General features: G+C 70.4%; 16 protein-coding genes and 1 pseudogene. 10 read left to right on the top strand and 7 right to left on the bottom strand.

The annotated features are described in order from the left end of the window. Nucleotides 1–60 precede the first annotated feature (60 nt). A complete protein-coding gene (argG, locus tag ACWDVW_RS21230; protein ID WP_396747687.1) occupies nt 61–1,509 on the bottom strand; it encodes an argininosuccinate synthase in 1,449 nt (482 codons plus the stop codon). A gap of 194 nt (nt 1,510–1,703) precedes the next feature. On the opposite strand from argG, the gene ACWDVW_RS21225 reads away from it, so the two are divergent. Together ACWDVW_RS21225 and ACWDVW_RS21220 are read left to right on the top strand one after the other, a co-directional pair. Continuing rightward, the gene (locus ACWDVW_RS21225) at nt 1,704–2,630 is read left to right on the top strand and encodes an inositol monophosphatase family protein (protein WP_449951508.1); all 927 of its coding nucleotides are present in this window, start codon (nt 1,704–1,706) and stop codon (nt 2,628–2,630) included. Between the two features lie 89 nt (nt 2,631–2,719). After that, nucleotides 2,720–3,859 carry a hypothetical protein gene (locus ACWDVW_RS21220; RefSeq protein WP_449951506.1) on the top strand — a complete coding sequence of 380 codons (1,140 nt, stop codon included), beginning with the start codon at nt 2,720–2,722 and terminating at the stop codon, nt 3,857–3,859. Nucleotides 3,860–3,864: 5 nt separating this feature from the next. Here ACWDVW_RS21220 and ACWDVW_RS21215 read toward each other — a convergent pair whose 3' ends face one another. Then, entirely contained in the window at nt 3,865–4,764 is a 900-nt protein-coding gene (locus ACWDVW_RS21215) for a LysR family transcriptional regulator (RefSeq protein ID WP_449951503.1), read from the bottom strand. Between the two features lie 81 nt (nt 4,765–4,845). Between ACWDVW_RS21215 and ACWDVW_RS21210 the strand changes: the two genes are divergently transcribed. Beyond that, complete coding sequence (locus tag ACWDVW_RS21210; RefSeq protein WP_449951500.1) at nt 4,846–5,823, top strand: DMT family transporter; 978 nt, start codon at nt 4,846–4,848, stop codon at nt 5,821–5,823. Between the two features lie 464 nt (nt 5,824–6,287). After that, on the top strand, nt 6,288–6,803 hold the full coding sequence (locus tag ACWDVW_RS21205; RefSeq protein ID WP_449951498.1) for an NUDIX domain-containing protein: 516 nt from the start codon (nt 6,288–6,290) through the stop codon (nt 6,801–6,803). 12 nt (nt 6,804–6,815) lie between these two features. Here ACWDVW_RS21205 and ACWDVW_RS21200 read toward each other — a convergent pair. After that, nucleotides 6,816–7,429: pseudogene (locus ACWDVW_RS21200) on the bottom strand (DUF6082 family protein). Nucleotides 7,430–8,167: 738 nt separating this feature from the next. Between ACWDVW_RS21200 and ACWDVW_RS21195 the strand changes: the two are divergent. Beyond that, the gene (locus tag ACWDVW_RS21195; RefSeq protein WP_449951495.1) at nt 8,168–9,139 is read left to right on the top strand and encodes a hypothetical protein; all 972 of its coding nucleotides are present in this window, start codon (nt 8,168–8,170) and stop codon (nt 9,137–9,139) included. Nucleotides 9,140–9,193: 54 nt separating this feature from the next. Next, nucleotides 9,194–10,213 carry a hypothetical protein gene (locus ACWDVW_RS21190; RefSeq protein WP_449951492.1) on the top strand — a complete coding sequence of 340 codons (1,020 nt, stop codon included), beginning with the start codon at nt 9,194–9,196 and terminating at the stop codon, nt 10,211–10,213. 38 nt (nt 10,214–10,251) lie between these two features. On the opposite strand, the gene treZ is transcribed toward ACWDVW_RS21190, so the two are convergent. From treZ to glgX, 3 genes are read right to left on the bottom strand one after another with little or no spacing between them, the layout of a single operon-like run. Then, nucleotides 10,252–11,976, bottom strand: a complete 1,725-nt coding sequence (treZ, locus tag ACWDVW_RS21185; RefSeq protein ID WP_449951489.1) for a malto-oligosyltrehalose trehalohydrolase — start codon at nt 11,974–11,976, stop codon at nt 10,252–10,254. Next, the gene (gene treY / locus ACWDVW_RS21180; RefSeq protein WP_449951486.1) at nt 11,973–14,276 is read right to left on the bottom strand and encodes a malto-oligosyltrehalose synthase; all 2,304 of its coding nucleotides are present in this window, start codon (nt 14,274–14,276) and stop codon (nt 11,973–11,975) included. The genes treZ and treY overlap by 4 nt, the downstream gene beginning before the upstream one ends. 2 nt (nt 14,277–14,278) lie before the next feature. Continuing rightward, nucleotides 14,279–16,396: a glycogen debranching protein GlgX gene (glgX, locus tag ACWDVW_RS21175; protein ID WP_449951484.1), complete on the bottom strand. Its 2,118-nt coding sequence runs from the start codon at nt 16,394–16,396 to the stop codon at nt 14,279–14,281. A gap of 326 nt (nt 16,397–16,722) precedes the next feature. On the opposite strand from glgX, the gene ACWDVW_RS21170 reads away from it, so the two are divergent. The 4 genes from ACWDVW_RS21170 to ACWDVW_RS21155 all read left to right on the top strand — a co-directional run bounded on the left by ACWDVW_RS21170 (nt 16,723) and on the right by ACWDVW_RS21155 (nt 22,508). Beyond that, the gene (locus ACWDVW_RS21170; RefSeq protein WP_449951482.1) at nt 16,723–18,126 is read left to right on the top strand and encodes a glycosyltransferase family 4 protein; all 1,404 of its coding nucleotides are present in this window, start codon (nt 16,723–16,725) and stop codon (nt 18,124–18,126) included. A gap of 697 nt (nt 18,127–18,823) precedes the next feature. Next, nucleotides 18,824–19,480: a response regulator transcription factor gene (locus ACWDVW_RS21165; RefSeq protein ID WP_449951479.1), complete on the top strand. Its 657-nt coding sequence runs from the start codon at nt 18,824–18,826 to the stop codon at nt 19,478–19,480. 130 nt (nt 19,481–19,610) lie between these two features. Next, nucleotides 19,611–21,734: a M14 family zinc carboxypeptidase gene (locus ACWDVW_RS21160; protein ID WP_449951477.1), complete on the top strand. Its 2,124-nt coding sequence runs from the start codon at nt 19,611–19,613 to the stop codon at nt 21,732–21,734. Nucleotides 21,735–21,827: 93 nt separating this feature from the next. Next, nucleotides 21,828–22,508 (top strand): fasciclin domain-containing protein, encoded by a 681-nt coding sequence (locus tag ACWDVW_RS21155; protein ID WP_449951474.1) that lies wholly within the window; start codon nt 21,828–21,830, stop codon nt 22,506–22,508. 76 nt (nt 22,509–22,584) lie between these two features. Here ACWDVW_RS21155 and ACWDVW_RS21150 read toward each other — a convergent pair whose 3' ends face one another. Beyond that, a complete protein-coding gene (locus tag ACWDVW_RS21150; RefSeq protein WP_449951471.1) occupies nt 22,585–23,868 on the bottom strand; it encodes a citrate synthase in 1,284 nt (427 codons plus the stop codon). Between the last annotated feature and the right edge of the window lie 143 nt (nt 23,869–24,011).

Below are 24,011 nucleotides of genomic sequence, written 5' to 3'. Positions count from 1 at the left end.
GCCGCAGACGGTGGGTGACCGTCGACGGCGGGCGGACGAGCCTGGTCGGAGCCCCGGCGGTCAGTCGACGCCGAACTCCATGGCGGCACGGTCGAGGGCCGCGTCCTCGGTCGAGGAGACGCCCCGGGAGGCGATGGCCTCCGCGCCGCCCTCCGGCATCGCCCCGATCAGCCCGGTCGAGGCGGCCTGCGCGGCACCGAGCACCCGCTGCGGCGCACCGCCGACCATGCCCAGGTTGGCGTACTGCTCCAGCTTGGCCCGCGAGTCGGCGATGTCCAGGTTGCGCATGGTGAGCTGGCCGATCCGGTCCGCCGGGCCGAACGCCGAGTCCTCGGTACGCTCCATCGACAGCTTGTCCGGGTGGTAGCTGAAGGCCGGGCCGGTGGTGTCCAGGATCGAGTAGTCCTCGCCGCGACGCAGTCGCAGCGTCACCTCGCCGCTGACCGCCGTGCCGACCCAGCGTTGCAGCGACTCGCGCAGCATCAGCGCCTGCGGGTCCAGCCAGCGACCCTCGTACATCAGACGGCCGAGACGGCGACCCTCGTTGTGGTAGTTCGCCAGGGTGTCCTCGTTGTGGATGGCGTTGACCAGCCGCTCGTAGGCGGCGTGCAGCAACGCCATGCCGGGGGCCTCGTAGATGCCCCGGCTCTTGGCCTCGATGATCCGGTTCTCGATCTGGTCGGACATGCCCAGGCCGTGCCGGCCGCCGATGGCGTTGGCCTCCAGCACCAGGTCCACCGCGCTGCCGAACTCCTTGCCGTTGATCGTGACCGGGCGGCCCTGGTCGAAGCCGATCGTCACGTCCTCGGTGGGGATCTCCACCGCCGGGTCCCAGAACCGGACGCCCATGATCGGGTTGACCGTCTCGATACCGGTGTCCAGGTGTTCGAGGGTCTTGGCCTCGTGCGTGGCGCCCCAGATGTTGGCGTCCGTGGAGTACGCCTTCTCGGTGCTGTCCCGGTAGGGCAGGCCGCGCTCCTGCAACCACTCGGACATCTCCGTGCGGCCACCCAGCTCGGTGACGAAGCTGCTGTCCAGCCACGGCTTGTAGATCCGCAACTGCGGGTTGGCCAGCAGGCCGTACCGGTAGAAGCGCTCGATGTCGTTACCCTTGAAGGTCGACCCGTCGCCCCAGATCTGCACGTCGTCGGCGACCATCGCGCGCACCAGCAGCGTCCCGGTGACCGCGCGCCCCAACGGCGTGGTGTTGAAGTACGCCCGTCCGCCCGAGCGGATGTGGAAGGCGCCGCAGGTCAGCGCCGCCAGCCCCTCCTCCACGAGGGCGGCCCGGCAGTCGACCAGGCGGGCCAACTCGGCGCCGTAGCTGAGCGCGCGACCGGGCACCGAGGCGATGTCGGGCTCGTCGTACTGGCCGATGTCGGCGGTGTAGGCGCAGGGCACCGCGCCCTTGTCGCGCATCCACGCGACCGCGACCGAGGTGTCGAGGCCGCCGGAGAAGGCGATGCCGACACGTTCACCCGTGGGCAGGGAGGTAAGAACCTTGGACACAAGGAAGAGTATGCACCACCCCGCATACCCATGCAAGTTGGCGGCGCAAGGAAGGGTCCCCTGCTAACGCCTCGTGCATAGCAGGGGACCCTTCCTTACATCCGGGTGCCGCGTGCCCAGGGTGGCTCCGCGTCGAACGGCTCTCCGACGATCGGAGCGCTCGGCCAGACGGGCGGTGGATGGAATGATGGGACATGTCGATCGAAGGCCATCCCGAGCTGGTCGCGAGGAGAGTCGAGCCGATGGATCTTGGCAAATTGTGGGCCGACCTCACGGCGGAATTGCTGGAGAAACTCACGACGTACCGGTCGCGAGTGGCCGAGCTGGACGTACGGGAGAAGGCCGACCACACCCTGCTCACCGAAGCCGACCTCGCAATCGAGCAAATGATCATCGGAAGGATCCGGGAGATCGATCCCGAGGCACGGATACTCGCGGAGGAGTCCGGCAGCGGCACGTGGCGGCCGGGCTCGGACGAGGAGCCCGAGCGGATCTGGGTCATCGATCCGATCGACGGCACCGCCGAGTTCGTCAAGCCGGAGAGCGCGGAGTTCTGCTCCGTCGTCTGCCTGTTGGAGCACCGGGAACCGGTGGCCGCACTCATCGTCGCCCCCGAACTCGGCACCGGTCGCACGCCGGTCGTCGTCGTCGCCTCACGATTTGGACGGACGATCACCGTCAACGGCAGGCCCGCCCGTCACCGCGAGGAGCCAACACGTGTCGTATCCCTGACGCGTAGCGCAGGCTCGGCGGCCCCGCCGCACGAGAGCGGCATGATCGACGCCGGGTACGCGGTCAAGACGCGCACCACGTCACAGACCTTGGACATGCTCCGCACTGCCCTGGACCTCACCGATCTCGCGGCGGACTCGCCACGTTTCGACCTCTTCTACCGTCCTCGGCAGAAGGTCTGGGACGGCCTCGCGGGCTTGTGCCTCGGTGAGATCGTCGGTCTAATGTCCACGGACGTGAATGCCAATCGTCGCCTTCCGGTGTCGATGGAAACGCTCGCCCAACCAGAGCCGACTTTCGCCAGCACCGTGATGGGTCGCCCGGAGGCCGTGAAGTGGTTCGTGGAGCTAGCTCGGGACTCCCCCACCGGAACACCGAAGTCCTCGTAGACGTCACGTCGATCATCAGTGCCGAAGATTTCGTGGTAGCCCAGAATCACGGCACTCGCCCTGGCGATCCCTTCGCCCGTCAGTCGTTCGTGGAACTGATCCAGTCCCTGATCTTCATGGAGCGGGTCTGGGTCGCCCACCCGGTCCTCGCCCGACCCTTCGCCGCTGATTTCGGTGGCAAACCGCACCTGCTCCGTGCGCTCGCCGACGCCGGGCTGCTGCACCCACTGCAACTCGACGACGCCGAGACGAGCCGGGTACGCGGTGCCGAGGAGGAGGCACTGGACGAGTTGCAGAGCCGGCGCGGAAATCAGGTGCTCGGCCAGTTCATCGAGCAGGCGATCGCGTGCGATGACGCGATACCCGGCGAGCGCAACTCGCTGTCGAAGCGGATCCATGGATGGTGTGCCTTCCAGGCGGCACACGTACGGGTGGAGGGCCACCACACCGATCGCATCGGTACCGCCGACGGTGTGGAGGACGATCCATTCGGTATCTGGGCGCGGGCGGCATCGATCGTGCTCCGTGGTCCGCTGCGGTCGATGGCTCCGCCCGGCGAGGAGGTGTACGTCGCGGCGACTCTCGCGCGGGGCCTGAAGTACCGCTCGCGGGCCGACGCCACCGGGCTGACCTATCAGGCGCATCCGATCCGACGTGATTTCCTGCTGACCTTCGATCTCTCTGCCGAAGGCGCGACGGAAGGTGTCGTACTCGACGTCATCAAGGCCATTCGCGGCATCCACGAGACTCTCGTGACGGCGGCGGACGACAATGACACCCACCGGGTGCAGCTTCTGGAACTCGAACTTCCGCTGCTCGGCGGGCGTCTCTGGCAGGCTGCGGAGACCGGCCGGATGAACGAGCGCGACTGGATCGGGCTGGTCGTCGCGCGCATCGCCGAGTATCGCGAGAAGGCAGTCGACCTGCGCGTCGCCGTCGCCAGATGCGTCACAGACGAGGACTACCTGCGTCTCGCCCGGGACATCAGCGGGGCGAAGCGACAGTTGCTGGAACGGCTCGGCCTACGCAAGGTCGCACTCTCGGCGGTGGAGCAGGAACTGGTCAACGGGGTCGCGTCGGTGACCGAGTCGGTGCCCGGCGTGCCCAAGGTCGCCGGCATGTGGATCGGCGCACGGGCGATCGGGAAGCAGGTCTCCGCCACGGGCACACCGGTCCAGCGCTTCCTCTACAAGGAGTTCTACCGCGCCTGGAAACGCGCCGGCCGCTGAGCGCCCTATCGCGTGTGCGCAGTGCCGGCGGCTTCTCGGAGGGCGGTGATCGTGGTGCGTACGGCGGGAGTGTGCGCGACGGCGTCGTGCACCACCACGTGGATCGAGCGCATCGGTGTCGGGCGGACCACCCGGATCGGGGTCACCCCGTCGGGCAGGTGTGCGGCGCCGAGCGCGGGCAGCACCGTGAGGCCGATACCGGCGGCGACGAAGGCGAGCGCCGTCCGGTAGTCGTGCGCCTCGACCCGGAACGCCGGGCTGAATCCGGCGGCGGTGCACGCTTCGAGGAGTTTGGCGCGGCACCAGCCTCGGGCGAAGTCGTTGTCGACCCAGCGTTCCTCGGCGAGCTCGGCCAGGTCCACCTCGTCGTGGCCGGCGAGGGGGTGCCCGGCGGGCAGGACGGCCACGTAGGGGTCGTCGACGATGTGCTGGGCGGTGAAGCCCGTACCGGGCTCGAAGCCGGGGTCCGCCACGACGACCTGGACGTCGGCGCGTTCCTCCCGGCTGTCCGGGATGTGCTCCCGCAGTTGCAGGTCGATCCGGACGCCGGGGAGTTCGGTGAGGATGCGCCGCACCACCAGCGGCATCCACGCCTCGCCCACCGACGCGAAGTACGCGATGGAGAGCGAGCCGGTGCGGCCGGTACGCAGGTCCGCGATCAGCGACTCGGCCGCGCCGACGCGGGCGAGCACCCGGTCCGCCTCGGCGGCGAGGGCGTGGCCGGCGGCGGTGGGGCGCAGGCCACGACCGGCGCGGGCGAGGAGGGTGAGGCCGGTCTCGCGTTGCAGCGCGGTGAGGTGTTGGCTGACGGCGGAGGGGGTGTAGCCGAGGTTGGCGGCGGCGGCCTGCACGGAGCCGGACGCGACGACGGAACGGAAGACCCGGAGGCGGTGGACGTCGAGCACCCCCCAACCGTAAAGCAGAACTTAACAGTCGTGAAGAAACAGTCGCTGGTGCTGAATCGTCGGGCGTTCGAGAATCGTTCCATGACGCTCACCGAAGCCCCTGCCAGGGCCGCCGCCGACAGGTCCCGTGGCACGGCGTACTCCCGACCTGTGGCACCGCGCCGACGGTCGTGGCCGATCCTGGCCGCCGCCGGGACCACGGTGGTGCTGTGGGCCTCGGCGTTCGTCGGCATCCGCTTCGCCGGACACGACTACTCGCCGGGCGCGATGGCGCTGGGCCGCATGGTGGCGGCGTCCGCCGCGCTGACCCTGTTCGTCGTCGTCACCCGACGGTTCCGGGTCCTGCACACCGACGTGGCGGCGCCCCGCCGGGTCGCCGTTCCCCGGGGCGGCACGCTGAGGCTGATCGTGCTCTGGGGCGTGGCCTGGTTCGGCGGGTACAACGTGGCGCTGAACGCCGCCGAGCGGCTGGTCGACGCCGGGACGGCAGCGCTGCTGGTGGCGGTCGCACCCATCCTCGTGGCGATCGCCGCGACGCTGGTACTCGGCGAGCGGCTCACCGGCCGCCTCGGCGTCGGCGTGACGATCGCCTTCGCGGGCGTGGCCCTGATCGCGGTCGGCGGCTTCACCGGGCACGCCGACCCGGTGGGCGTCACGCTGGCGGTACTCGCCGCCGCGCTCTACGCCTTCGGCGTACTGCTCCAGAAACGTCTCCTGGCGCGGGTCGACGCGGTGACGATGACCTGGCTCGGTGCGTTGGCCGGGACGGCTGCCCTGCTGCCGTTCGCGCCCACGCTGCTCACGGAGTTCGCCGCCGCCCCGCTCCCGGCGACCCTGGGCGTGCTGTTCCTCGGCGTGTTCCCGACCGCGATCGGCTTCCTCACCTGGGGTTACGTCCTGTCCCGCTGGACGGCGGGCCGCACCACCGCCGCGACCTACCTGGTCCCGCCGGTCACGGTCCTGCTCTCCTGGACGCTGCTGGGCGAGGTACCGGCGCCACTCGCCCTGCTGGGCGGTGCGCTCTGCCTGACCGGCGTGGTCTTCGCGACGCGCCGCTGACCGCGAACCCTTGGCACGGCCGCACCGGCCAGGCGCGCGACGCCGGCCGGTGCGGCCCGTCGCCAGACATTGCCTCCCAGGAGTACGCGCCGACCACCGACCCGCCTTTGACCCGCGTGACACCTGGTCCTCGCTCGCGCCGCGCCTGGCCCCGCTTGCGCGCCTCACGACACGGTGCATCGCCCCCGCCCCCGCCCCCGCCTCACGCAGGCGCGCCCCCCGCTCATGCCTCACGACACGGCGCGCGGCCCCCGCCCGCGCCTCACGCAGGCGCGCCCCCCGCTCATGCCTCACGACACGGCGCATGGCCCCCGCCCGCGCCTCACGCAGGCGCACCCCCGCCCGCGCCCCGAAGTGTGCTCCCTCGGCCCCTTTCGAGCTGACGGCGTAGACGGATCAGCAGCACCGACCGACCTCGGCGTGGGACCTCCCACCGTCGGCACCCGGGCCGTTACCGTCGGTTCGTGACCTGGACCGAGCCTTCCGTCTGGTACGCCGACCTGCCGACCTTCCACGCCTCGGCCGGTGCCCTGATCACCGACCCGGCCGGTGACGTCCTGCTGGTCAAGCCCCGCTACCGCGACTACTGGGCGTTCCCCGGCGGCGGTATCGAGTCCGACGAATACCCGCACCATGCGTGCGCCCGCGAGGTCCACGAGGAACTGGGCCTCACCCTGCCCGTCGGTGACCTGCTCGTGGTGGACTGGGCACCGCCCGACGGTCCGCGCCTGCGCTCCCTGGTCCACTTCACCTTCGACTGCGGCACGCTCACCGGCACGGAGCGTTTCGACCTGCCCGACGACGAACTGACCGAGGCCGCCTTCTTCCCGCCCACCGAAGCCGAGAAGCGCCTCCCCGCCGCAGTCGCCCACCGGATCAGCGCCGCTCTCCACGCCCGATCCCGACGCAGGCCGATCTACCTCCCCACCGACCCCACCTGCACAACGCTAGACCCGGCAACCACAAGCGGAAGCGCGTGACCTGCGGCCGGATCACGAACGAGAGCCGACGAGGCACATCACCCTGCGTTTGCGCGTCGCGGAGTACAGCAGGATCCCCATACCGATGCCGGCGACCACACCGACCGCGAGAGCACGGCTCCGACCGTCGGTCGAAGACGCGAGCTGCGGCGGGGTCGGCGCCGAAGCGGGCACCGTCGAAAGGGAAGACGACCGGGCCGCCGGGGCCGCACGATCACACTCATCGGAGAGAATCGCGACGAACTTCTTCCGCCAGCGTGAACTGTACGACTGGCCGTTGACCTTCCACCAGTCGCGCGCCACCGCCGACTCGAACAAACGCCTCGAAATGACATGCAGCCTTTCCTCAGGCACCTCCGCGAGATCCCAGAGCATCGCCCAGTGACTGACGACCAGGTTGGTGTACGCCTTGAGTTGGCTGTCCGGGTCGCCGAGCGCTGCGGATCCGTCGACATGGAGGTACTTGGGATTGTCGAGGCCAGTCTGACGATGTCGAAGTGCCGCTGCCGAATCGCATGGAGCTGACTGACCCGATTCAGCCTGTTCTGCATCAGAAGGGATGCCGACACACCGGCCAACGCGAGCCCGGAGAGGACCGCCGACGTGCCGCCGTACGCCTGCCCCATGTCGGAAAGGTCATTCCACTGCACGGGCAGGCTCGCCATCCACGTCATCGCCACCGGAGACAATCCGATCAGCCCCACGGACAGCACAGCCAGCAGGGGAATCATCATTCTGGGAGCCCACCGCTTCCACGACGACCAACTGGACATGCCACTCCCCGATGATCACCAGACCGGCTATCCCGCACCTCAGCATGGAGCAACCACGCAAGCTCATTGATGAAGCGTCAAGCAACCGTTGATACGCACTGCCGGCCGACGGGCTCCAACGCCCCTTGGAGCCTGTCCTGACGGATCGACCATCGCAATCGGCTTGGCGCGAATGATCAGCGGGTGAGGCCGACCAGAGTGGCCACGCCGGCCTGCGCCGGTCCCCGCGCGATCTCGGCGAGGAAAGTACGCGCCGGCGGCCGCACCTCAGTCGGCGGCCGTGATCGTGGCAGCGTAGCTGTTCGACACGCCGGGCTGGAAACAGCTGCACTGCCACGATGATGGTGGACGCCGGTGCGGCATCGGTGAGTGCGGCATCAACAGGGACCCTGGTCGAGCTAAGGGACAGCAGCCGGGACGGGATAGGTCATAGACTCCCCGGGTCGCGCCGCCGCACGGCGCACCGACCCGGGGAGGACGTCCGTGGCGAGTGACGCGCACGAACCGGGGAAGCTGCCTCCTGCCTCCGCCGCCGAGATGCCCCGGGTCGACAGACGCGGCACCCACCGCCGGGCCCTGATCCTGGTAACCGTGACGACCCTGGTCGCGGTGGTGGCGGGCCTGACTGTCTGGGCCACCCGACGGGTTTCGCAGACGGACGACATCTCCCACGGCCTACCCACATCGGTGCCCTTCAGATTCGACCCCGGCCAGCAACTGATCCACCTCACTTTTCTGCCTGGCACCGTCCGCTGGGCGAGATACGAGACCGAGCCCGGAATGCAGAGCATCATGGTGAGCGGGCAGCCGCCCAGCGACTGGAACTGGCAGTCGGGAGACCCCCCAAAGCCCGTCGATCGGAGCTGGCGGGTCGAGGTCAGGATGGCGGCACAGGACGTCGACGCGCACCGTTGGGACCGGGAGTACGACGAAGAGGCCGGATGGAAGTTACCGGGCGATGAGATCGCGCCGGTGCGCGGGCGTCCCGCCTTCACCAACGAGGGTCAGGTGCTGTCCTGGGAGTACGTGCGGTATTCATGGATCCGGATAACGGTGCACGGTGTCGACCGGAGCGCTGAGCTCGCGCTCGCTCGTCAGGTTGCCGAGGGCATTCGCTGGGAGACGAGACCGCTCGCCCTGCCGTTCGAGACGGCGGGGTTGCCCGAAGGCGCCGTACTCGGCAGTGCGGTCCTGGAATGGACCGAAGACGGACCTGTTCGGTCCTCCGCCGGGTACCTGCTGGAGCAGAAGGACTACGGAGGCTTCATCGATCCCGACTTCACGGTGGGTCTCACCACCGAGAGCCTGGATAGCGGCACCGAAGCCGTGACCGTGTCGGGCCGGGCCGCCACCGCACACGTCTTCAGTAGGAAGAGCAGCGCAGGGACCTACCGGGTGGGTCAACTCCCCGGTGGGTGCGCCCAGTGCGTCGCGGAGCTGCACATACCCAAGCGAAGCGCCGGCGCCACCATGGTGCAGGACAGGAAGGCCGCACTGCAGCTGGCAGCCTCGATCCGGCTGGTGGAGGGCCACGAGGATCCCGCCCAGTGGCGCACCTGGTAATCGGAACTGCCACACCGCGCCGCCGCACGGCGCACCGCATCGGGGAGGATGTCCATGGCGAGCACCAACCGTCGGTTCCTGATCCTGGTGACAGTGACGGTCGTGGTGGCGGTGGTGGCGGGTCTGAGCGTGTGGGTCGCCGGACGGGCCTCGAACACGGGCGGCATCGCCACGTCGGTACCCGTCCGCTTCGACCCGAGCCAGCAGTTGCTCCGCTTCGGCTATCTGCCTGGCCCCGTGGACAGCGCCAGTTACACCACCGGGCCGGAGGTTCACCGTCTCGCTCTTCGCGGATCATTCGATGCCGCCTCGACCCCCGAGAAGGACGACACCTCCTCGGGCGGCTCTGACTGGCACATTGACATCCTGATGGCAGCGCGGGGCGCCGACGTCCACCGATTCGTTCCAGACGACGAGGACTCGGGCAAGCCGCCCGTTCCCGATGACCCCATCGCGCCGGTGCACGGTCGACCCGCCTTCGAGGGCATATCGGACTCCAATCGGGTGCTGGCCTGGGAGTACGCACCGGACGCATGGATCCGAATGACGCTGAGCACGGTGAGCTTCGATTACCGCCGGGACGAGTTGGCGCGTCAGGTAGCCGAGGGCGTTCGTCTCGACACCACGCCGCGAGCCCTCCCGTTCCGAGTGAAGGGCCTGCCTGACGGTGCCCTACTCGAACGTGCACACCTGAGTTGGGACGCGGACCAGCCTATCTGGTTCGCTGCCGACTACCTGGTGGGGCAGGTCGAGCAGATCGACGAAAATCACCGGGAACGGCGGCCGGTCGTCACGGTCGGCATCAGCACCGAGAGCTTGCTCCGCACCAGACACAACGACGAAGTCACCGTGGCGGGCCGGCCCGCCACCGCCTCCGAATCGCGCGGTAGCGGAACTGTGGGGGTCTACCGGGTGGCGCAGCTGCCCGGCGGGTGCGCCGAGTGCGTCGCGTACCTCCACATCGCCCGGAGCGCTACCGCCGCAGTCGGGGAGCGCGACGACGCGCTGAAGCTGGCGGCCTCGATCCGGCTGGTCAAGGGCCGCGAGGATCCCGCCGAGTGGCGCTTCTGGTAGTCGGCGACCCGCACCCGTGGTCCAGGACGACCGGCCGGTCAAACCGCCACGATCGCTGCCGTTTCCGCCGGTAGTTCGATGCGGTCGCGTTGCACCGTGACGCCCTCCCCGGTGGCCAGCAGCACCCGACGGGCCACTCCGGGCAGGGTCACCCGCTGCGGCTTGTCCGCGAGGTTCGCCGCCACCAGGCAGCCACCACGTCGCATCACCAGGAACCGGTCGCCGTGACGGACGTCGATGGCGAACAGGTGCGGGTCGGACAGTTCGGGGCGGGACTTGCGCAGCGCGATCAGTCGGCGGTGGAACTCGTACATCTGGCGGTGTTCGGGTTTGTCGAGCTCGGCCCAGTCCAACCGGGAGCGGACGAAGGTCTGCCGGTCCTGCGGGTCGGGCACGTCGCCGGGCGGCCAGCCGTGGGCGGCGAACTCGCTGCGCCGGCCGGTGACCACGGCGGTGGCCAGTTCGGGCTCGGGGTGGCTGGTGAAGAACTGCCAGGGTGTGGAGGCCGCCCACTCCTCCCCCATGAACAGCATCGGCGTGAACGGGGCGGTCATCAGCAGCGTCGCGCCGACCCGCAGCAGCGCCGGGGACAGCGTCGCGGAGAGGCGATCACCAACCGCGCGGTTGCCGATCTGGTCGTGGTTCTGCAGGTACGCGACGAAGCGGTGGCCGGGGGTACGCGGGTCGACCGGGCGGCCGTGCTGGCGGTGGCGGAAGGTGGACCAGGTGCCGGTGTGGAAGAACGCGCCGGTGAGCACCTCGGCGAGGCACTCCATGGTGCCGAAGTCGCCGTAGTAGCCCTGCCGTTCGCCGGTGAGCAGGGTGTGCAGGGCGTGGTGGGCGTCGTCGTTCCACTGGGCGTGCAGGCCGTAGCCGCCGGCCTCGCGGGGGCTGATCAGTCGGGGGTCGTTGAGGTCGGACTCGGCGATCAGGGAGAGCGGGCGGCCCAGGTGCACCGAGAGCGACTCGACCTCGACGGCGATCTCCTCCAGCAGGTGCACCGCGCGGGAGTCGGGCATCGCGTGGACGGCGTCCAGACGCAGGCCGTCGACGTGGTAGTCGCGCAGCCACATCAGGACGCTGTCGGTGATGAAGCGGCGTACGCCGTCGGAGTGCGGGCCGTCCAGGTTGACCGCCTGGCCCCAGGGGGTGTCCCGCTCGCTGAGGTACGGCGCGAACATCGGCGCGTAGGCCCCGGAGGGCCCGAAATGGTTGTAGACGACGTCGAGGATCACCCCCAGCCCCTTGGCGTGGGCGGCGTCGACGAGGCGTTTCAGGCCGTCCGGGCCACCGTACGGTTCGTGCGGGGCGAACCAGCACACGCCGTCGTACCCCCAGTTGTGCTCGCCGTTGAAGGCGTTGACCGGCAGCAGCTCGATCATGTCGACGCCGAGGTCGACCAGGTGGTCGAGCTTGCCGATCGCGGCGTCGAAGGTGCCTTCCGGGGTGAACGTGCCGACGTGCAGTTCGTAGAGGACGCTGCCGGGCAGTTGCCGCCCGGTCCAGGCGGTGTCGGTCCAGTCGAACGCGGCGTGGTCGTAGCGGCGGCTCGGGCCGTGCACCCCGGCGGGCTGCCACCGCGAGCGGGGATCGGGCAGCGCCCGGTCGTCGTCGTCGAGCAGGAATGCGTAGTCGTCGCCGGCGTCGGGCACCTCGACCCGCCACCAGCCACCCCGGGAGGCCCGCATCTCGTGGTCGGCGGCGCCCGGCAGGCGCAGTCGGACCCGGGACGCCTCCGGTGCCCAGACGGTGAACTCGGTCATGACGCCTTCCCGGAGCCATCGAGAGGGGCGAGTAGCGCGACGGGATAGGTGGCGAGCAGGTCGGCCAGACGGACCTGACCGTCACTGTAGACCCGCCCGGTGAACTGGCACGACATCTCGTTAACAGGCAATGACAGGGTGGTGTCACGCCAGCCGCCGCCCGCCGCCAGGCCGAGCGGAAGCCGGGTGGCGACGGCGAGCGCGCCGCCCCGGTCGAAGGCGACGGCGTGCCGGGCGGCCGGGCCGTGCACGACGATCGGCTGGTAGTCGCCGAACAGCTCCGGGCGGTCGCGACGCAGCCGTAGGGTGCGGGACACCACGAGCAGCTTGGCCGCGCCGGTCTCGTCCACCGCCGGCTGCCAGCCGGCATCGAGCCGGGCCAGCAGCTCCCGGCGTACGGCGAAGTCGACCGGGCGTCGATTGTCCGGGTCGACCAGGGAGTCGTCCCACAGCTCGGTGCCCTGGTAGGTGTCCGGCACGCCGGGCATGGCGAGCTGCACCAGCTTCTGCCCGAGCGAGTTGGACCAGCCGGGCGGGGTGATCTCGGCGGCGAACGCGGCGATCGAGGCGTGCACCGCGGGGTCGTCGTACATGGCGTCGACCAGGGCGTGCATCGCCTGCTCGAAGGCCGGGTCGGGGTCGGTCCAACCGGTCGAGGCGGCGGCCTCCCGGGCGGCCTTCTCGGCGTACGCGTGCATCCGCTCGCGCGCGATCGGCCAGGCACCGACGACGGTCTGCCAGAGCAGGTGGGCCAGCGCGGCATCCGGCAGCGGCACGGCGGCGGTCCAGGCGGTGACCTGCTCGGCCCAGCGGCGCGGCAGCTCGGCGAGGACGGCCAGGCGGGCGCGGACGTCCTCGCCGCGTTTGGTGTCGTGGGTCGACAGCGTGGTCATGCTCGCCGGCCAGCGTTCGTGCCGGGCGGCGGCGAAGCGGTGGAAGCGGCCGGGCAGGGTGCCGAAGTGGGCGGGGCTGCCGCCGACCTCGTTGAGCGCGACGAACCGGGTCCACCGGTAGTAGGCGGTGTCCTCGACGCCCTTGGCCATCACCGCGCCGGTGAACTGCGGGAAGCGTCGGGCCAGCTCGTCGTCGGGGTCGCGCAGCCGCCGGGTCACCGCGTCCAGCGCGCCGGTCAGGTCGGTGCGGCGGCGGCCGGCCTCGGCACGGGCGTTGGCCAGGTGTCGAGCCCCGTCGGGCGGGTAGCCCCGGTAGACCGGGAACGCGGCGGCCAGCTCGGCCAGGGCGGCGCGGGCCGCGTCCGGCTCCACGTCGGGGGCGAGTGCGGCGAGTCGGGCCAGCTCGGTGGCGAGCAGTCGGGTGGCGGCGCCGAGTTTCGTGTCGTGGGTCAGGTCGGCCCAGGAGGTGGCCCGGCCGACCAGCCGGGTGTCCAGGGCGGTGAAGTCGGCCTCGGCGTCGCTGTCGACGAAGAGTCCACCGACGGCGTGGAGGGCGTCGTAGCCGGTGGTGCCCTCCACCGGCCAGGAGGGCAGCTCCTCGCCGTACTCCAGGATCTTCTCCACCACCAGCCACGCGTCGGGGGCGGCCTCGCGCAGCCGCGCCAGGTAGCCGCCGGGGTCGCGCAGCCCGTCGGGGTGGTCGACCCGGATGCCGTCGACCTCGCCGGCCGCCGCCCAGGCCAGGATCAGCTCGTGGGTGGCGGCGAACACCTCCGGGTCCTCCACCCGCAGCCCGGCCAGGGCGGCGATCGAGAAGAACCGGCGGTACGTCAGCTCGGCGTCCCCGCGTCGCCAGGAGACCAGCTCGTAGTGCTGCCGGTCGTGTACCTCGCGGGGACTGCCGTCGCCGGTGCCGTCGGCGATCGGGAAGCGGTGCTCGTGGTAGCGCAGCTCGCCGTCGGCGATCTTGAGGTCGGCCAGCGCGTCGGGGTCGTCGGCGAGCACCGGCAGCAGCAGCCGGGCGCGTGTCCAGTCGATGTCGAACCAGCGGGCGTACGCCGAGTCGCGTCCCCGGCGCAGCACGTCCCACCAGGCCGGGTTGGCGGCCGGTACGGCGACTCCGGCGTGGTTGGGCACGATGTCCACGACCAACCCGAGCCCGGCCGTGCGCAGTGCCCGCAGCAGGCGTTGCCGGGCGGGCTCGCCGCCGATCTCCGGGTTGACCTGCCGGTGGTCGACGACGTCGTAGCCGTGCGTGCTGCCCGGTGCGGCGGCCAGCAGCGGCGCGCTGTAGAGGTGGGTGACGCCGAGGTCGGCGAGGTAGTCGGCGAGGCCGGCGGTGGCGTCGAGGTCGAATCCCGGGCTCACCTGCACCCGGTAGGTCGCCCCGACGGGGGTCACGGTCATGGTCAGTCCACCCTCTCCAGCACCACCAGCGAGCGGTCCGGTACGCAGACCGAATCGCCGGTCTCCACGGTGGTGCCCTTGTCCTGGTCGGGTTCGGCGGTGCTGATCACGAGCTTCCAGCGCTGGCCGAACTCGGCCGGCGGCGGGGTGAAGTCCAGTGGCGCGTCGTGGGCGTTGAAGCAGAGCCAGAACGAGGCGTCGTGGTGGCGCTGGCCGTACTGACCGCGTTCCCGGATGCCCTCGCCGTTGACGAACAGCGCCACCGAGCGGCCGAAGTCGTTGCCCCAGTCCTCGCCGGTCATCTCCCGCCCGTCCGGGGTGTACCAGGCCAGGTCGGGCAGAGGCTCGTCCACCCCGCGACCGTGCACCGGCAGGCCGGTGAAGAAGCGGCGGCGCTGGAACACCTGGTGCTGGCGCCGGAACTGGACCAGCCGGCGGGTGAAGTCGAGCAGGTCGCTGTCGATTGCGTCCCAGTCGACCCAGGCGATCTCGCTGTCCTGGCAGTACGCGTTGTTGTTGCCCCGTTGGGTGCGACCCAGTTCGTCGCCGTGGCCGATCATCGGTACGCCCTGGGACAGCAGCAGGGTGGCGATGAAGTTGCGTTGCTGCTTGGCGCGCAGCGCGCGTACGCCCGGGTCGTCGGTGTCGCCCTCGACGCCGCAGTTCCAGGAGCGGTTGTGGCTCTCGCCGTCGCGGTTGTCCTCGCCGTTGGCCTCGTTGTGCTTGTCGTTGTAGGAGACCAGGTCGGCCAGGGTGAAGCCGTCGTGGCAGGTGACGAAGTTGATGCTGTGGAAGGGGCGACGCCCGTCGTCCTGATAGAGGTCGGCGGAGCCGGAGATCCGGGAGGCGAACTCGGCGAGGGTGGCCGGCTCGCCGCGCCAGAAGTCGCGGACCGTGTCGCGGTACTTGCCGTTCCACTCGGTCCACTGCGGCGGGAAGTTGCCGACCTGGTAGCCGCCGGGGCCGACGTCCCACGGCTCGGCGATCAGCTTGACCCGGCTCACCACCGGGTCCTGCTGCACCACCTCGAAGAAGGTGGAGAGCCGGTCGACCTCGTAGAACTCGCGGGCCAGGGTGGCCGCCAGGTCGAACCGGAAGCCGTCGACGTGCATCTCGGTGACCCAGTACCGCAGCGAATCCATGATCAGTTGCAGCGAGTGCGGACTGCGGACGTTGAGGCTGTTGCCGGTCCCGGTGTAGTCGACGTAGTACTGCCGGTTCTCCTCCGACAGGCGGTAGTAGCTGGGGTTGTCGACACCCTTGAAGCTGAGCGCCGGGCCGAGGTGGTTGCCCTCGGCGGTGTGGTTGTAGACCACGTCGAGGATGACCTCGATGCCGGCCGCGTGCAGCGCCTTGACCATGCCCCGGAACTCCTGCACCTGCTGGCCCAGGTGGCCCAGGGCGGAGTAGGCGTGGTGCGGTGCGAAGAAGCCGATGGTGTTGTAACCCCAGTAGTTGCGCAGCCCCATGTCGGCCAAGCGGTGGTCGTTGACGAACTGGTGCACCGGCATCAGCTCGATGGCGGTGATGCCGAGCCGGGTCAGGTGCTCGATCATCGGCGGCGAGGCGATGCCCGCGTACGTGCCGCGCAGCTCCTCGGGGATGCCGGGCAACCGCATGGTCAGCCCGCGCACGTGCGCCTCGTAGATCACCGAGCGGTGGTACGGGATGCGCGGCGGGGCGTCGTTGCCCCAGTCGAAGTACGGGTTCACCACCACGGACTTGGGCATGAACGGCGCCGAGTCGGTGACGTTCATCCGGTCCGGGTCGCCGTGCTCGTAGTCGTAGACCGCCGGGTCCCACTGCACGTCCCCGTCGATCGCCTTGGCGTACGGGTCGATGAGCAGCTTGTGCGGGTTGCAGCGCAGCCCGTTCCCCGGCTCGTACGGGCCGTGCACGCGGTAGCCGTACCGCTGGCCGGGCCCGATCCCCGGGATGTACGCGTGCCAGACGTACGCGTCCACCTCGCGCAGTTCCACCCGACGTTCGTGTCCGACGTCCCACTCGTCGAAGAGGCACAGCTCGATCTTGTCCGCCACCTCGGAGAAGATCGCGAAGTTGGTGCCCATCCCGTCGTACGTGGCCCCGAGGGGGTACCGCTCGCCCGGCCAGACCTGCATGTCGCTCCTTCGGCCACCTGTCACGAGCGCGCGCCCGCGCCCGTGAGCGCACCCGTCCGGGGGAGCCCGGCCGAGGCGCGCGGCGGTAATGCCCCGCACGGTCCGCCACCAATCCATCCGATCGGGTGAATGCCCGGTATCCGGCCGACTGATGCGAGATGAACCCTTGCGGTGCCGTCCGTCACTGTGACCGTTCTCAAGGTGCGTTATCGGCCATCATGCCGTTTCCTTGTTACCGGGCAAGTTCTCGCGTGCCCGAAATCCGACGCTGTTCCCCCGCCGCCACCGATGCCGGCGCACTCTCTGCTGCACGGACGGAGACTCTTGTGACGACCCTGCGGATCGGCGGGCGTACCGCCACCGCCACGGACCGAATCCACCGGCCCACCCTCACCTCGCGACCCCAGATCCCGGCCCAGCCCGGTCCGGCCACCCCGCCGCGCACCCACCGCATCCTGATGCTGTCGTGGGAGTTCCCGCCGGTGCTCGTGGGCGGCCTGGGCCGGCACGTGCACGCGCTCTCGGTGGCCCTGGCCGCCGCCGGCCACGAGGTCACCGTCGTCACACGTCACTGCGAGGGCGCTCCGCTGGAGGAGTACGTCGACGGCGTCCGCGTCGTCCGCGCCGCCGAGGACCCGGTGGCCTTCCCGCTGGCCACCGAGAGTCTGCTCGCCTGGACGATGGCGTTCAACCACACGCTGACCCGGGCCGCGCTGCGCGCCGCCTCCTCCGGTGGCTACGACGTCATCCACGCGCACGACTGGCTGGTCGCGCACGCCGCGATGACCCTGCGCGACCACCTGGACCTGCCGCTGGTCAGCACCATCCACGCCACCGAGGCGGGCCGGCACCAGGGCTGGCTGCCCGAGGAGATGAACCGCACCATCCACGGCGTCGAGCACTGGCTCAGCACCGAGTCGACCCGGGTGGTGGTCTGCTCCGGATACATGCGCGAGGAGGTCAGCGCCCTGTTCGGGGTGCCGACCGACCGCGTCGACGTGGTGCCCAACGGGGTGGAGCCGCACCGCTGGCGGGTGTCGGCGAGCGCGGTGGCGCAGGCCCGGGCCCGGTTCGCCGGGGACGGCCCGCTGGTCACCTTCGCCGGGCGGCTGGTCTACGAGAAGGGCGTGCAGCACCTGCTCGCCGGCCTGCCCAAGCTGCGCGAACGGCACCCCGGGCTGCGCGCGGTGATCGTCGGCGACGGGCCGTACCGTGGCGAGTTGGAGGCCGACGTGCACCGGCTCGGCCTGGGCGGCATGGTCAGCCTGCCCGGCTTCCTCGGCGGCACCGACCTGCCGGCCGTGATGGCCGCCTCGGACTGCTTCGCGGTGCCCAGCATCTACGAGCCGTTCGGCATGGTGGCGCTGGAGGGTGCCGCCGCCGGTGCCCCACTCGCGGTCGCCGAGACCGGCGGGCTCGCCGAGATCGTCGAGCCGGGCGTCACCGGCATGACGTTCCGGCCGCACGACCCGGACGCGCTGACCGACGCGGTGCACGCGGTGCTCTCCGACCGGGAGCGTGCCCGGGCGCTGGCCCGTCGCGCCCGTGCCATGGTGCACGAGCAGTACGGCTGGGCGGCCATCGCCAGCCGCACCGGCTCGGCGTACGCGGCGGCCATCGCCCAGGCCCCGAACGTCGCCGCCGAACGCGCCGCGCAGCTCATGGCGCACGGTCGGTCGCGCCCGGTGGTCCCGGAGGGCAACCTGCTGGCCGCCGCCGGCCTACGCTGACCGACACCCCGCGCCGTCGCACGACACGGCCCTGGCTCCCGCCGCACGCGGGCGCCAGGGCCGTCACCGTCTCCGGCCGTCACCGTCTCCGGCCGCCGCCGTTCGGGCCGCGTGGCGGGAGTGCCGCGTGGCGGGAGTGCCGCGTGGGCGCTGCCCGGGTGATGCGACCGCCGCAGATGTCGCCACCGACCGGGACGTGGCCAGCCTGGCGGTCGGTGGCGGCGGAAGAGGTACTCCTTCGCCGCGCCTGTCGAGCTGACGGCGAGAACGGATCGCCGACGCCGTCCAGGTCCGCTCGACCGGCTGGTGGACGAGGGCCGACGGATGCTCGACCCTGGCCGCGAACGGAGGCCGCCCAGATGCTCGACCTGGCCGCGAACGGAGGCCGCCCAGATGCTCGGCCCTGGCCGCGAACGCACGGACGGGTCAGCTCGACAGGCGTCGAGGGTGGTCGACCACCGCGACGGCGAGCAGCCCCCAGCGCACCGACCTGACGGCGACGCGCGGATGACAGATCCGTCCAATCCGAACCAAACGGGTGGCTGTCGGCCTGCTCCGGGTGGCGGCCAGACCCGTTCGGCCAGAGGTTTTTGTCGTTACGATCTTGTATCCGCACTGGTCACCGCTCCTTAACATCCGACAGACTCGCAAGGATTCGGGGAAGGCCCCCGCCTACGCGAGGTCGAGGAGGGTGTGCGTGCGGGTGCTCCTGGTGGAAGACGACCTACGCGTGTCGGCGGGTCTCTCCGCCGCGCTGCGGCGGCGGGGGCACGAGGTCGTGCAGGCGTTGACGGCCGCCGAGGCGGTCGAGGCGGAGCCGGTGGACCTCATCCTGCTCGACATGAACCTGCCGGACCGCGACGGCCTGGAGGTGTGCCGGCGGATCCGCCAGCACAATGAGGGGGTCGCCATCATCGCCGTGACGGCGCGCGCCGAGGAGCACGATCGGGTGGCCGGGTTACGGGCCGGGGCGGACGACTACGTGGTGAAGCCCTTCTCGATGGTCGAGTTGCAGGCCCGGATCGAGGCGGTGATGCGGCGGACCACGCGGACCGCCCAGCCGGCGACGTTGGTGCAGGTGGGCACGCTGCGCATCGACGTGGACGCCCGGCGGGTCTGGGTGGCCGACCGGGAGGTCGGGCTGTCCCGCAAGGAGTTCGACCTGCTGCTGGCGCTGGCCCGGCAGGCGGGCACCGTGGTGCCCCGGGACCGGCTGCAGTTGGAGGTCTGGCAGACCACCTGGGCGACCCGGCACAACCTCGACGTCCACGTGGCCGCGCTGCGCGCCAAGCTCGACGACACCGGACTGGTCGAAACCGTACGCGGTGTCGGTTATCGCCTTCGGGCCGGCTGAGCGTCGACTCAGGCCCGGGGTGCGCGAACCTCAAGGCATCCTCAAGAATCCCTGCTCGCAGCCCCGTAGTCGGCCGTCTGCAGGTGTGCTGTCGGTATCCAAGCCCTCCCTCCTGTTTGGAGAACCCCCCTTGAGATACAGACGGACAACGGCCGGTGTCTTCTCCACACTCCTCGTCGCGGTACTCGCGGCGACCGCCCAGCCCGTCCCGGCGTACGGGCAACTGCCCGCCACGGCCCTGACGCAGGCGGAACCGAACCAGGTCCAGGGCCTGACGGTCGTCCAGAGCGACGGGTACGCCACGCTGGCCTGGACCCACGTCGACGGCGCCACCGACTACCAGATCGAGCGCACCGCTCTCGCGGAGGACGGGACCCCCTCCGCTAACGGTGTGATCGTCGGTGTCTGGCGGCCGAATCGTCAGATCAACAACTCCGAGCCCACCTTCGCCGACGCCGGCTTCGTGCCGGGCAACCGGTTCCAGTGGCGGGTACGCGCCCGCTTCGGCACCGAGGCGCAGCCGTACTCGGCGGCCGTCAGCGGCGCCACCAAGGCGCACTGGGGCGACCCGAACGTTGCCGGCCAGAACCTGCGTACGCAGTGGGAGAACACCCTCGGCGCGCAGTACACCAGCGACGTCAACGAGTACGCCTACACGGCGGCCATCGACGAGCTGAGCGAGCGGGTCCGCGTCGTGGAGCTCGGCCGCACCATCAACAACCGGCCGATCAACATGTTCGTCATCGGCTACCCCACCCCGCCGGCGACCCCGGAGGCCGTGGCCGCGACGAACCCGCTGCTGCTCAACTGCAACGTGCACGGCAACGAGCCGGGTGACCGCGAGGCCTGCTTCATCATGGCCCGCCAGCTGGCCTTCACCGACGACCCGGCCACCCTCGACCGGCTGTCGAAGACCACCATGCTGATCCTGCCGACGATCAACGGCGACGGTCGGGCCGCCAACAGCCGGGGCAACTCCACCGGCCAGGACCTGAACCGGGACTACTCGCTGATCCGCCAGCCGGAGACGCAGACCTTCGTGGAGATGATCCGCGACTACCGCCCGATCGCCAGCTACGACGGTCACGAGTACGGCAACGCCAACACCGGTGACCTGCCGATGCTGCCGCCGCGGCACGCCAACGTGGCGCAGGGGATCTTCGACGAGTCGCAGAACATGATCGAGGGTCACATGTACACCCAGGGCGCCAAGGACGGCTGGTGGGCCTGCCCGTACGGGTGCACCGGGGCCAACGTCGGCCTGGGTGAGGAGACCATCCTCCGGAACACGCTGGGTCTGAAGAACGTGGTCAACTCCCTGCTGGAGCTGCGCAGCTCGGGCGGCCCGACCCGGCCGGACGAGACCAACACGGCCAACAACCGTCGCCGCAAGACCTACTCGGCGCTGTGGACGTTCAACCAGTTCCTGGCCTACCACCAGGCGAGCGCCACCAACCTCACCAGTGCCCGGGCCGAGGCGATCAAGTTCCAGTCGGCCAACACCGGCCGGATCGTCTTCCGCGGCTCCCGCCCGATCGAGGCGCACCCCGCCCCGCACCCGGGTGACACCCCGCCGCCGGTCGACGCCCCCACGCCGGCTCGGATCCTGGAGCAGGCGCCGTGCGCGTACAAGCTCACGGAGGCGCAGTACAACGGTGCCCGCACCGACGGTCCCGCCGGCCGGCAGACCACCGTGGCCCAGCGGCTCGCCGCGCACGGCTGGAAGGTGATCAAGGTCGCCGACGGGTACGTCGTGCCGCTGTCCCAGCCCGAGCGGGGTCTGGTGCCGCTGCTCCTCGACGAGCAGGCCGTGGAGGGTCTGGTCGTCGGCGAGCGGATCGCCGCCACCGTGACCGGTACCCGTAACGGTCCGCTGACGGTCTCCGGGGTGACCTGCGTGGCCGACGCCACCCTCCGTGGTCCGATCAAGGTCCAGCCGGGTGCCGCGCTGATCGTCAACGGCAGCTCGATCAACGGGCCGGTGGACGCCAGCGGTGCGGCCGGGTTCGTCCTGACCGCCAGCACGGTGCACGGACCGGTCAACGCGACCGGCGTCCGTGGCCCGGTGGTCCTGGTCGGCAACCGCACCAACGGCCCGGTCAACGTGGTCAACAACACCGGTGACGCTCCGCTGGTCGCCGGCAACACCGTGAACGGCCCGCTGTCCTGCTCCGGCAACACCGCCGCGCCGGTCAGCCTGGAGGTCGTCAACTCGGTGAGCGGTCCGAAGTCCGGCCAGTGCGCGCGCCTGTGACCTGCTGAACCTCGACCGACCGACGTACCGGCAGGCCGGATCCGCGCCCGGCCTGCCGGTACCCCCCTCTCACCTACGCACGTGGAGGCAACCGTGACCGACACCCTCAGACCCTCGACGACGGACCTGCGACGGGCCCGACGGCGCGCGGTCCCGGTCGCCGGTGCGGCCCTGGCCACGCTGCTCGCGGTCGCCGGCTGCACCGGCGGCGCGGATCGCGACGCCGACGCGGCGGACGCCGGGACTCCCGTCGCCGTCGCCGTGACCGGCCCGCTCTGCGAACAACTGCCGGCGGGCAGCGAACCCGGCAACCCGGGCTCGCTGGTCGGCCAGCCCGCCGACCAGGCCCTCCAGTGGATTCCCGTGCTGACCACCTTCGAGGCGGCGGTCCGGGCCACCGGGCTGGGCGGCGAACTGGCCGGCGTGACCGTGCTGGCCCCCACCGACGACGCCTTCTCGGCGAAGTTCTCCCGGACCAACCTCGACGAGCTGCTGCTGCACGACGTCGACGACCTGCGGGACCTGCTGCGCGAGCACGTGGTGACCGGGCCGATGTCGGCCTCCGAACTGGTCGCCGCCGGCACCGTACGCACCCTCGCCGACACCGAACTCACCGTCACCGGACAGGGCGAGGCCGCCCGGTTCGGCGACGAGGCGCAGACCGTCTGTGCGGACTACCAGGCCGCCGGCACCCGGATCCATGTCATCAACCGGGTCCTCGGCTCGCTGCCCACCACGGCGGGCGAGGACGACGACGGCCACCCGGCGCACTGACCGTTCGCGCGCGTCTTGGATGTAAGCAGGGGTCCCTTCCTAACGCCTACGGCATAGGAAGGGACCCCTGCTAACCTCAGCGCTTCTCGAAGGGGAGGTAGTCCCGCTCGACGGCACCGGTGTAGACCTGCCGCGGACGGCCGATCTTGGTCTCCGGGTCGTTGATCATCTCGCGCCACTGCGCGATCCAGCCCGGCAGCCGGCCCAGCGCGAACAGCACCGTGAACATCTTGGTCGGGAAGCCCATCGCCTTGTAGATGAGCCCGGTGTAGAAGTCCACGTTCGGGTAGAGCCGGCGGTCGACGAAGAAGTCGTCGGCGAGCGCGATTTCCTCCAACTGCATGGCGATGTCCAGCAGCGGGTCCGGCTTGGCCATCCGGCCGAGCACGTCCTGCGCCGCGTTCTTGACGATCGCGGCACGCGGGTCGTAGTTCTTGTAGACCCGGTGGCCGAAGCCCATCAGCTTGACGCCGTCCTGCTTGTCCTTGACCTTGCGGACGAAGGACTGCACGTCACCGCCCTCGGCCTGGATCCGCTCCAGCATCTCCAGCACCGCCTGGTTGGCACCGCCGTGCAGCGGGCCGAACAGCGCGTTCACGCCGGCCGAGACCGAGGCGAAGAGGTTGGCGTTGCTGGAGCCGACCAGCCGCACGGTCGACGTGGAGCAGTTCTGCTCGTGGTCGGCGTGCAGGATGAACAGCATGTCCAGCACGCGGGCCATCACCGGGTCGACCTCGTACGGCTCGGCCGGCACGCCGAACGTCATCCGCAGGAAGTTCTCCACGTAGCCCAGCGAGTTGTCCGGGTACAGCAGCGGCTGCCCGATCGACTTCTTGTAGGCGTACGAGGCGATGGTGGGCACCTTCGCCATCAGCCGGACCGTGGACATCTCCACGTGCTCGGCGTCGAACGGGTCCAGACTGTCCTGGTAGAAGGTGGAGATGGCGCTGACGGCCGAGGAGAGCACGGCCATCGGGTGCGCGTCCCGGGGGAACCCGTCGAAGAACCGACGCATCTCCTCGTGCAGCAGCGAGTGCCGCCGGATGCGTTCGGTGAACTCGGTGAGCTGCTCGGTGGAAGGCAGCTCACCGTAGATCAGGAGGTACGAGACCTCCAGGAAGGAGCTCTTCTCGGCCAACTGCTCGATGGGGTAGCCACGGTAGCGCAGGATGCCCGCATCGCCGTCGATATAGGTGATCGCGGACGAACAGGCGGCGGTATTGACGAAACCGGGATCGTAGGTCGTCATCCCGGTTTCCTTCAGCAGCTTGCCCACGCCGACCCCGCCGGGGCCCTCGACCGCGGAATGTACCGGCATCGACAGCTGCCCGCCGGGGTGATCGAGCTTGACTTCCGTCATGTGGTTCCTCGCTTCGCCGGCAGATCTACGTTGAATTGCCTTCGCTTCTACCGTAATTGCGGTTGCGGCGACACCGCCTGCCGTGGTTCGGCGGTGAGGTATGCGTCACCCGATTCCCGACCACAGCGCTGGGAAACCCCGAC

It is taken from the genome of Micromonospora sp. NPDC003241 (genome assembly GCF_053589795.1).
The sequence above is the reverse complement of the archived record's forward strand: the minus strand, read 5'-3'. Positions and strand labels throughout refer to the sequence as shown.

What these genes read in the sequence shown, in the direction of transcription:
- ACWDVW_RS21225 (WP_449951508.1), top strand. Translation starts at nt 1,704, where the DNA reads ATGTCGATCGAAGGCCATCCCGAGCTGGTCGCGAGGAGAGTCGAGCCG.
- ACWDVW_RS21210 (WP_449951500.1), top strand. Translation starts at nt 4,846, where the DNA reads ATGACGCTCACCGAAGCCCCTGCCAGGGCCGCCGCCGACAGGTCCCGT.
- ACWDVW_RS21190 (WP_449951492.1), top strand. Translation starts at nt 9,194, where the DNA reads ATGGCGAGCACCAACCGTCGGTTCCTGATCCTGGTGACAGTGACGGTC.
- treZ (WP_449951489.1), bottom strand. Translation starts at nt 11,976, where the DNA reads ATGACCGAGTTCACCGTCTGGGCACCGGAGGCGTCCCGGGTCCGACTG.
- treY (WP_449951486.1), bottom strand. Translation starts at nt 14,276, where the DNA reads ATGACCGTGACCCCCGTCGGGGCGACCTACCGGGTGCAGGTGAGCCCG.
- glgX (WP_449951484.1), bottom strand. Translation starts at nt 16,396, where the DNA reads ATGCAGGTCTGGCCGGGCGAGCGGTACCCCCTCGGGGCCACGTACGAC.
- ACWDVW_RS21150 (WP_449951471.1), bottom strand. Translation starts at nt 23,868, where the DNA reads ATGACGGAAGTCAAGCTCGATCACCCCGGCGGGCAGCTGTCGATGCCG.